The sequence below is a fragment of the Bradyrhizobium sp. genome (genome assembly GCF_052389815.1).
In the GTDB taxonomy this organism is placed as follows: Bacteria; Pseudomonadota; Alphaproteobacteria; order Rhizobiales; family Xanthobacteraceae; genus Bradyrhizobium.
Genome location: NZ_JBQTHN010000147.1, coordinates 1 through 7,983 on the forward strand (window position 1 = coordinate 1; position 7,983 = coordinate 7,983).

The 7,983-nt window shown below is 64.9% G+C and carries 8 protein-coding genes and 2 tRNA genes; 1 reads left to right on the forward strand and 9 read right to left on the reverse strand.

All coding sequences use genetic code 11. The features are described from left to right. The 6 genes from ACT4OC_RS22670 to ACT4OC_RS22695 form a co-directional block, all read right to left on the reverse strand. A partial coding sequence (locus tag ACT4OC_RS22670) for a valine--tRNA ligase (RefSeq protein WP_444841270.1) occupies positions 1-1,919 on the reverse strand: 1,919 nt, incomplete at its 3' end. A 136-nt stretch (positions 1,920-2,055) separates the two neighbouring features. Then, complete coding sequence (locus ACT4OC_RS22675) at positions 2,056-2,775, reverse strand: PopZ family protein (RefSeq protein ID WP_444841271.1); 720 nt, start codon at positions 2,773-2,775, stop codon at positions 2,056-2,058. 291 nt (positions 2,776-3,066) lie between these two features. Next, on the reverse strand, positions 3,067-4,473 hold the full coding sequence (locus tag ACT4OC_RS22680) for a TolC family outer membrane protein (RefSeq protein WP_444841272.1): 1,407 nt from the start codon (positions 4,471-4,473) through the stop codon (positions 3,067-3,069). A gap of 226 nt (positions 4,474-4,699) precedes the next feature. Further along, entirely contained in the window at positions 4,700-5,365 is a 666-nt protein-coding gene (locus ACT4OC_RS22685) for a protein-L-isoaspartate O-methyltransferase family protein (RefSeq protein WP_444841273.1), read from the reverse strand. 121 nt (positions 5,366-5,486) lie between these two features. After that, positions 5,487-5,561: transfer RNA gene (locus ACT4OC_RS22690), tRNA-Asn, on the reverse strand. A 231-nt stretch (positions 5,562-5,792) separates the two neighbouring features. Further along, the gene (locus ACT4OC_RS22695) at positions 5,793-6,062 is read right to left on the reverse strand and encodes a hypothetical protein (protein WP_444841274.1); all 270 of its coding nucleotides are present in this window, start codon (positions 6,060-6,062) and stop codon (positions 5,793-5,795) included. A 253-nt stretch (positions 6,063-6,315) separates the two neighbouring features. On the opposite strand from ACT4OC_RS22695, the gene ACT4OC_RS22700 reads away from it, so the two are divergent. After that, the gene (locus ACT4OC_RS22700; protein ID WP_444841275.1) at positions 6,316-6,501 is read left to right on the forward strand and encodes a hypothetical protein; all 186 of its coding nucleotides are present in this window, start codon (positions 6,316-6,318) and stop codon (positions 6,499-6,501) included. A gap of 52 nt (positions 6,502-6,553) precedes the next feature. Here the strand turns inward: ACT4OC_RS22700 and ACT4OC_RS22705 are convergent. The 3 genes from ACT4OC_RS22705 to ACT4OC_RS22715 form a co-directional block, all read right to left on the reverse strand. Next, positions 6,554-6,627 (reverse strand) — tRNA-Cys (locus tag ACT4OC_RS22705). 239 nt (positions 6,628-6,866) lie between these two features. Further along, positions 6,867-7,142, reverse strand: coding sequence for a hypothetical protein (locus tag ACT4OC_RS22710; RefSeq protein ID WP_444841276.1), 276 nt, complete (start codon positions 7,140-7,142; stop codon positions 6,867-6,869). Between the two features lie 309 nt (positions 7,143-7,451). Next, positions 7,452-7,745 (reverse strand): hypothetical protein, encoded by a 294-nt coding sequence (locus ACT4OC_RS22715; protein WP_444841277.1) that lies wholly within the window; start codon positions 7,743-7,745, stop codon positions 7,452-7,454. Between the last annotated feature and the right edge of the window lie 238 nt (positions 7,746-7,983).

The following is a 7,983-nucleotide window of genomic DNA, read 5'->3' on the forward strand; positions in this document are numbered from 1 at the left end:
GGCAGCGCGCAGCCGTTCATCTCGGCAAAGCGGCAGGCGTTCCACAGCTTGGTCGCGAAATTGCGATAGCCTTCGACGCGCTGGGTCGAAAGCTTGATGTCGCGGCCTTGCGCCGCCATCGCGGCCAGCGTGAAGCGCAACGCGTCGGCGCCGTATTCGTCGACGAGATGCAGGGGATCGATGACGTTGCCCTTCGACTTCGACATCTTGGCGCCCTTCTCGTCGCGAACGAGGGCGTGGATGTAGACGGTCGAGAACGGCACCTCCTTCATGAAGTGGAGGCCGAGCATCATCATGCGGGCGACCCAGAAGAAAATGATGTCGAAACCGGTCACCAGCGTGTTGGTGGGGTAGTAGCGCTGCAGTTCCGGCGTCTCGTCGGGCCAGCCGAGGGTCGAGAACGGCCACAGGCCGGAGGAGAACCAGGTGTCGAGCACGTCCTCGTCGCGGGTAATGAAGCCCTCGCGTTTCGCCGGATCGCGCGCCAGCTCGGCGCCCTGCTCCGGCGTGATCACCTCCTGCTCGACGTAGTAGCCAAGCGCGTTACCGACCGCCTCTTCCTCCGTCTCGGCGACGAACACCTTGCCGTCGGGCCCGTACCAGGCCGGGATCTGGTGGCCCCACCAGAGCTGGCGCGAAATGCACCAGGGCTGGATGTTCTCCATCCAGTCGAAATAGGTCTTTTCCCAGTTCCTGGGCACGAAGGTCGTCTCGCCCGAACGCACGGCCGCCATCGCGGGCTGCGCCAGCGTCTTCGCGTCGACATACCACTGGTCGGTCAGATACGGCTCGATGACGACGTTGGAGCGGTCGCCATGCGGCACCACATGCGTGTTCGGCTCAATCTTCTCGAGGAAGCCGAAATCTTCCAACCGCGCCACGATCTTCTTGCGCGCGGCGAAGCGATCGACATTGTGCAGCTCTTCGGCGAGCATCAGCGCGCCCTCAGGCAGGCCGCGCAGGTAATCCTCGTTGTCGACCAGCGAGAGGCTGCCCTCCTTGTCGAACACATTGATGCGCGGCAGGCCGTGCCTGTTGCCGATCTCGAAATCGGTGAAGTCGTGCGCCGGCGTCACCTTCACCGCGCCAGAGCCCTTGTCGGGATCGGAAACCTCGTCGGCGACAATCGGAATCCGGCGGCCGACCAGCGGCAGGATCACGTGCTTGCCGATCAGATCGGCGTAGCGCTCGTCTTCGGGGTGCACGGCCACGCCGGTGTCGCCCAGCATCGTCTCCGGCCGCGTGGTGGCGACCACGATGAAGGACTCGGTATCGGCGGGATCGAAAGTGCGGCCCTCGATCGGGTAGCGCAGGTACCACAGGCTGCCCTTGACCTCGATCTGCTGCACCTCGAGATCGGAGATCGCGGTGAGCAGCTTCGGATCCCAGTTGACCAGCCGCTTGTCCTTGTAGATCAACCCCTGCCGGTAAAGCTCGACGAACACCTTGACGACGGCCTTCGACAGCCCCTCGTCCATCGTGAAGCGTTCGCGCGACCAGTCGCAGGAAGCGCCGAGGCGCTTGAGCTGGTTGACGATCGTGCCGCCGCTCTCGGCCTTCCACTGCCAGACGCGCTCGAGGAATTTGGCGCGGCCGATGTCGCGTCGGCCGGGTTCCTGGCGCTCCATCAATTGCCGCTCGACCACCATTTGCGTGGCGATGCCGGCGTGGTCGGTGCCGGGCTGCCACAGCACGTCACGCCCACGCATGCGCTCGAAGCGACAGAGAATGTCCTGCAGCGTGTTGTTGAGCGCGTGACCCATGTGCAGCGAGCCCGTCACGTTCGGCGGCGGGATCACGATGGCGAAGGTTTGCGCGTCTTTGCGCTCGGGTCGGCCCGCCCGGAACGCGCCGCTGTCTTCCCAGATGCGGGCCATGCGGTTTTCAATGTCGGCTGGCTGGTAGTTCTTCTCGATCATGACCGTGCAAGCTTTTGGGGGTTTGACGGGCTAAAAAGCCGCCGCGGCCGTGCAAGTCAACACGCTGCGGCGCCGAAATGACCGGATCAGGCCGGAACGGATGGCTGAATCGGGGCTACCGGCCCCAAATGGGGGGCTAGCGGCCGCGGGATACCCGCTCAATCTCGGCCTTGACGATGCGTTCCACCAGCCCCGGCAGATTGTCGTCAAGCCAGGATTTCAGCATCGGGCGCAGCATTTCCTTGACCAGATCTTCCAGGGTCCGTGCGTTGTTGCTGAGCACGGTGTGAGCCAACGTATTGAAAGCAGACTCCACCGCGTTCACCGTCGAGCGCGACAGCATCGGCGCCATCGGCACGTCGACCGGCGACGGCTCGGGCATGGGCAGGCGCGGGGCCGCCCTGGCTTCGGTGAATTCCAGATCGTCCTGCGGCTCGATCTTGCTGAAGGACGCGGCGGGCGCGGGAGCCGGCGGCGGATCGGGCAGCGCCATTTCGTCGGTGAGCTCGAATACGTCGCCGTCGGGTTGGGGCGGCCTCACCTCCTCGGCCGAGGTCTCCTCGTCGAGGCTCGCCAGCATCGCATCGATGTCGTCCTGGCTGTTGTTTGCCGCGGGTTCCGGCGGCGGGGGCGGCGCAGGTTTCGGCGCCGGTGCAGCGGCCTTGACGGCTGCGGCTTGCGCGACAGGTATGGCCGAGGGCGGAATGTCCTTCATGGCAGGCTTCGAAGGCGGCGGCGGGGCCGGAGCGGCGGCTGCCTTGTCGGCCGGCTTGGCCTCGTCATCGGCGATGATGCGACGGATCGACGCCAGAATCTCCTCCATCGAGGGCTCTTGGACCTTCGCAGGTTGCGTCATCTCCGACTCCACATCATCAACGCCGAATCTTACACCAAGCGGCCGCTGATTTGCCGGTTCCGAAAATTGCCGTCCGGCAATTTCATGGAACGGCCCGGACTTGTCCCCAGATCAAACGCGCCGCAGCGGATCGCGCGTTTCGAGCCCTGTTCCGTCATGACGCCGAATCATGACGGCCGGGCAACGAATCGTGCGCCGCGAATCGCTTCGCCGCCTCGAACAAGGCTACGTCATGGCGACAATTGTGCAAGCAAGGTGCGGCTCCGGACCTATACGGGAGCCGCTCGTTCTCTACTGGCCGGAAGGCGTGCGCACGCCGATCCAGCTGTCGCGCACCTGGTGATAGTGCACGCTCGGATCGTAGGTCTCGGTCTTCAGGTTCATCACGATCGGCGACAGGCGGCCGACTGCGTTGAGCACCGAATACGAAGCCACGACGCGGTCGTGCTGCGCGGTGATCAGCGCGACGCGCGCGTTGACCAGCGCCTGCTGCGCGTTGAGCACGTCGAGCGTCGTGCGCTGGCCGGCCTTGGCTTCCTCGCGCACGCCGTTCAGAGCGATCTCGGACGCGGTCACCTGCGCCTGCGCGGATTGCACTTGTGCCTTGCCGGCCTCGAGCTGGCCCCAGGCCTGCACGACGTTGGCGCGTGCCTGGTCGCGGGTCTGCTCCAGCACGAGGCGCTGCTGCGCCAGCGTCTCTTTCGACTGCCGGATCAGCGAATACTCCGAGCCGCCCTGATAGATCGGCACCGACACCTGCGCGACCGCCGCACCCGTGAACGAGCGCTGGATGGTTAGCGTTTGCTCGTAGTTCTGGGTCGCAGAGGCCTGTAGCGTCACGGTCGGGAACAGCGCGCCCTCGGCGACCTTGACCTGGAGATAGCTGACATCGATGCCGAACATGGCCGACGTGACGTTCGGATTCTCGATCAGCGCCAGTTCGACTGCGGCCGGCAGCGCGGGCGGCAGGAAGCGGTCGACCGGCGAGCCTGGCGCCAGCGCGACCGGCTCGCTGCCGATGATGCGGCGGAAGTTGGCGCGCGTGGTGGTCAGAGTGGATTCGGCGGTCAGCAGCTGCGTCTTGCCGGCGGCGAGCTGCGCCTCGGACTGCGCGACGTCGGTGCGGGTGACCTCGCCGACATTGAAGCGGTCCTTTGTCTGCTTCAGCGTCTGTTCCAGCACGCGCACGTTGCTGCGCTGAACTTCGACGTTGGCGGAGTCGCGCAAGTAATCCATGTAGATGGTGGCAGCCTGCAGCAGAACGGTCTGCTCGAGCACGCGCAACGCTTCGCGCGCCGCGGATACCTGGCTTTCGGCCGCGCGCGTCCGGTTGGCCGTCTGCTGGCCGTTGAACAGCGTTTGCGAGATGGTCAGGCCGGCGCTGCGCGGCGCGTTGGTGCCGGCGACGTGGCCGCGCACAAGCCTGTCGGCGTCGCCGCCCGCCGTGGTCACCACGTCCGTGTACTGAACGCCCGCGCTCGCCGTGACCGAGACCCTGGGGCGGTAGCCGGAAAGCGCCTGCGGTACGTTCTCGTCGGTGACGCGAACCTGCGCGCGCTGCGCGTTGAGTTGCGGATTGGTCTGATAGGCGCGCACCAGCGCAGCCTCGATCGTGTCGGCCAGCGCGGGCATCGGCCCCAGCAAAGCTATCAGAAGGACCGAAGCCGCGGCTCCGGCGAAGACCTTCGTCCCTCGCATCCCCAAATATCCAATCATCTTCCGCCCGCCCAACGCATGAGCCGGCGCCACCCTTACAGGTGAGTCCCGGCTCACCTTATTCCGCCGCTGGTCACGACGAAACACCCAGACAGGCCGGTGAAGCCGAAACTCTCCGCAGTGGGGCAATCCGGCCACACTTATGATTTGGAACGGGATTTAGCAGCCGCTGAGGGCGGAAATCGCAGCCGGCAGGGCGGAAAAACGCCTAGAAAACGAATTCGGCGCGGCGTTCCAGGCCAGGCAGCAGGGGGGCTGACGCGTCGAACAATGTACGATGCCCGAGATCGCCATGCGCATGCGTCACGACCATCGCCCGCGACGGCTTGACCGTCGCGAACACGCCCACCAGGCGACCGCCTTCCGCAAGCTGGCCGAACAGCCGCTCCGGTGGAATTTCGGTGGCCCCATTGAGGACAATGACGTCATAGGGCGCAGAATCCGGCTCGCCATCGGCGCTGGCGGCGTTACGGACGGTAATGTTGGCAAGCCCGAGCCCGGCAAGCGTTTTCGCCGCCTGCGAAGCCAGCGCCGAATCGCTTTCGGTGGCCGTCACCCTGGCGGCGATTTTTGCGGCGATCGCCGCCACGTAGCCCGAAGCCGCGCCGACGACGAGCACATTGTCGCTGCTCTTGAGTTCGGCCGCCTGCAGAAGTTTCGCCGTCAACGCCGACTTGAGCAGGTAGCGCTTGGCGGCGGCGGCGCCGCCGACCTCCAGATCGAGGTCGAGATAGGCGAGCGGCTGCTGGGCTGCGGGCACAAAGGCCTCCCGCGGAGTGCCCAGCATGGCATCGAGGATCCGGCTGTCGGTGACGTCGCTGGTGCGCACCTGGCCATCGACCATTTTCTGGCGCGCGGTCGAAAAACCGGACATTTGGCGACCCCCGAAATCGAAGCGGAAACCCGTGCCCTTTTGGAGCAAGAGGGCTGAAAACGCAACACGGGGCTCGGCCGATTCCCGCTGCATCGAATCCTGCAAAGATGACTGGTAATGTTGGCTCCCGGAGCTGGATTCGAACCAGCGACCATTCGATTAACAGTCGAATGCTCTACCGCTGAGCTATCCGGGAACAGGCGAAACGGACGTTCGCGAGCGGGCCTGCGTATAACAAAGGCTCTTGCCGTTGCAAAGGACCAATTGGCCGGCTGTGACCGAATGCGGAAGACCGGGAAACCCCCTGCCCGGCAAAGGATTTCTCGGGTCTGCAATGCCGCCGAAGCGCCTCCCGCAAAAACTTCGGCCCCTCGGCGCTACCCCGCGCCCGTGACGCGCCAGATCGCGTCGGGAGCCAGGCGATGCCCTATTGCGCGGCCTGATCGAATGCGGCCCGGCAGGCGTCGCTCAGGCTCGCCTTGTTGCGGCGCAGGCAGGCGGTGATGGCGCGCACGTTGGGGATTTCGCCGGCACAGAGCCGATAGACGTCCGGGGTGCAGGCGCGGCGCTGGTCGGGCGTGCCCTGGTACTGCGCAACCGCCGCGCCGCCGGCGAACAGCGACAGGAACAGGCCGAGCGTGCAGCTCTTGCCGGCGCGGCTGGTGAAGGCTCCAAATCGCAACGGCCTCGGCTTCATGGCGATCTCCCGATCAGGCTGGTGCCGGCACGGCGCCCTTGCTAATCAAGGGCGATATCGGAAATTAATTTCGCCAACTGTGATTTTTCTCACATTGGCTCTCCCGGCCGGCAGGTTAGGAACCGCGAGGGGAGAAACTCATTAGTAACCAAGCCTTGCCGCCGGGGGCAGATCGCTAAAATTCGAGCGATCCGTTCAATCCGCAAACAAAGCCGTTTTGCGATCTTCCGCGCTCGAAGAGCGGGAGAGCGCGATGAGTGAAGTTGAGTTCGATCTGTTGCTGGACGCCGTGCAGACGGCGATCGTGCCTGATCTTGGGGAGGAATTCGTGGCCGAATCAAAGCCGCTTCGCGCGCCGCTGCTGCGTGCCGCCAATGACAATGACCACAAGGGCTGGCCGCTGATCCCGTTTCCCGAGGGCTGGTACGCCTCCTGCTGAGAAAGCTGCCGCGGCTTCCGATATACTCAGGCCAAGTGCTTGATTATATGAATGGAGGCCACGACCAGAATTGAACTGGTGTAAACGGTTTTGCAGACCGCTGCGTAACCACTCCGCCACGTGGCCCCACCGGGGGCACTCATATACGGCCTCCCAGGGATAGGCAACCAAGCCCTCCCGAGGGACGGATCAGGCGCTTAGCTTTCTGCGGGCGTCATGGAACCCGAAAATCGGCCGGCCTCTGACATCGTGGTCGATACCGCGCCCGGTCCGCGTTTCCCCTCAGGCGAATCGACGCTCGATCGAGCCGTGAAAAGGCAGAGCGCCGCCGGCTTGCACCGACGGCGCCACACTTTGGGAAGCAATTAGCGACCGCCGCCACCACCGCCACCGCCGCCACCACCACCGGCGTCATGCAGGGCCGGGTTGTCGCGCGGATCGGTGTAGTCCTTGGAGCGCGCGGTGATCGTCTTGTATTTCGGCTGCTGGACCACCTCGGGTAGTATGACGTTCCCGCAATACCAGGGGTTGACCGGGTCGCAACGAACCTGGCGCGCCTGGAAAGCGCTGGCACTCGTTGCCGCAGTCGCCGCGGCGAGCACGATCAGCGCCGCTGCGGAAAGCTTACATGTACGAGACATGGTATCCTCCGTGTTGTCGGCGGAGCCGGAATGGCCCGCGCTGGATGTTGACGATTGCTGTCGTCGTGCCCCTTGGTGCCGATCTGCGCGCGGACGGTTCAGTCGAAATCCCTGATGTCTTTTGCTGGATCAAACTGGGGCGTCAGCGGTGTCTGGCGTCACACCACGGCCAAGCGTGCTCATTTCACAGAACATCGTTTCGACGCCGCTCGATCCGGTCTTCTTGCTGTCGAGCGCATCGACGTACTGGATATGAAAAGCAGAGCGCCGCCGGCTTGCACCGACGGCGCGCTGAATCCTGGAAAGCAATTAGCGACCGCCGCCACCACCGCCGCCACCACCGCCACCGCCACCGCCGCCGCCACCGGCGTCCATCAGGGCCGGGTTGTCGCGCGGATCGGTGTAGTCCTTGTTGCGCGCGGGGATCGTCGTCAAATATTTCTGCGGGACCACCTCGGGCTGCAGGACGTTGGCGCAATACCACGGGGTGGCCGGGTCGCAGCGAACGTGGCGCGCCTGGAAGGCGTTGGCACTGGTCGTCGCTGCAGTCGCCGCGGCGAGCACGATCAGCGCCGCTGCGGAAAGCTTACATGTACGAGACATAGTATCCTCCGTATTGTCGACGGAGCCGGGATGGCCCGCGCTCGATGTTGACGATTGCTGTCGTCGTGCCCGTTGGTGTCGGCCTTCGCGCCGGCGGTTCGAACGGGATGTCCGGCGCAGAGCCCGCTCGCGGCGTTGTGATCCGGCCGTGATGGCGCGTCAAAAGCCCGGTAATTCCGATTTCCTGAGTCGGATGGCGCGGCGCGCGGGGGCGCCAGATTCGTGCCGGACCCAAACC

What these genes read in the sequence shown, in the direction of transcription:
- ACT4OC_RS22680 (WP_444841272.1), bottom strand. Translation starts at nt 4,473, where the DNA reads ATGCGAGGGACGAAGGTCTTCGCCGGAGCCGCGGCTTCGGTCCTTCTG.
- ACT4OC_RS22695 (WP_444841274.1), bottom strand. Translation starts at nt 6,062, where the DNA reads ATGAAGCCGAGGCCGTTGCGATTTGGAGCCTTCACCAGCCGCGCCGGC.
- ACT4OC_RS22685 (WP_444841273.1), bottom strand. Translation starts at nt 5,365, where the DNA reads ATGTCCGGTTTTTCGACCGCGCGCCAGAAAATGGTCGATGGCCAGGTG.
- ACT4OC_RS22710 (WP_444841276.1), bottom strand. Translation starts at nt 7,142, where the DNA reads ATGTCTCGTACATGTAAGCTTTCCGCAGCGGCGCTGATCGTGCTCGCC.
- ACT4OC_RS22700 (WP_444841275.1), top strand. Translation starts at nt 6,316, where the DNA reads ATGAGTGAAGTTGAGTTCGATCTGTTGCTGGACGCCGTGCAGACGGCG.
- ACT4OC_RS22715 (WP_444841277.1), bottom strand. Translation starts at nt 7,745, where the DNA reads ATGTCTCGTACATGTAAGCTTTCCGCAGCGGCGCTGATCGTGCTCGCC.
- ACT4OC_RS22675 (WP_444841271.1), bottom strand. Translation starts at nt 2,775, where the DNA reads ATGACGCAACCTGCGAAGGTCCAAGAGCCCTCGATGGAGGAGATTCTG.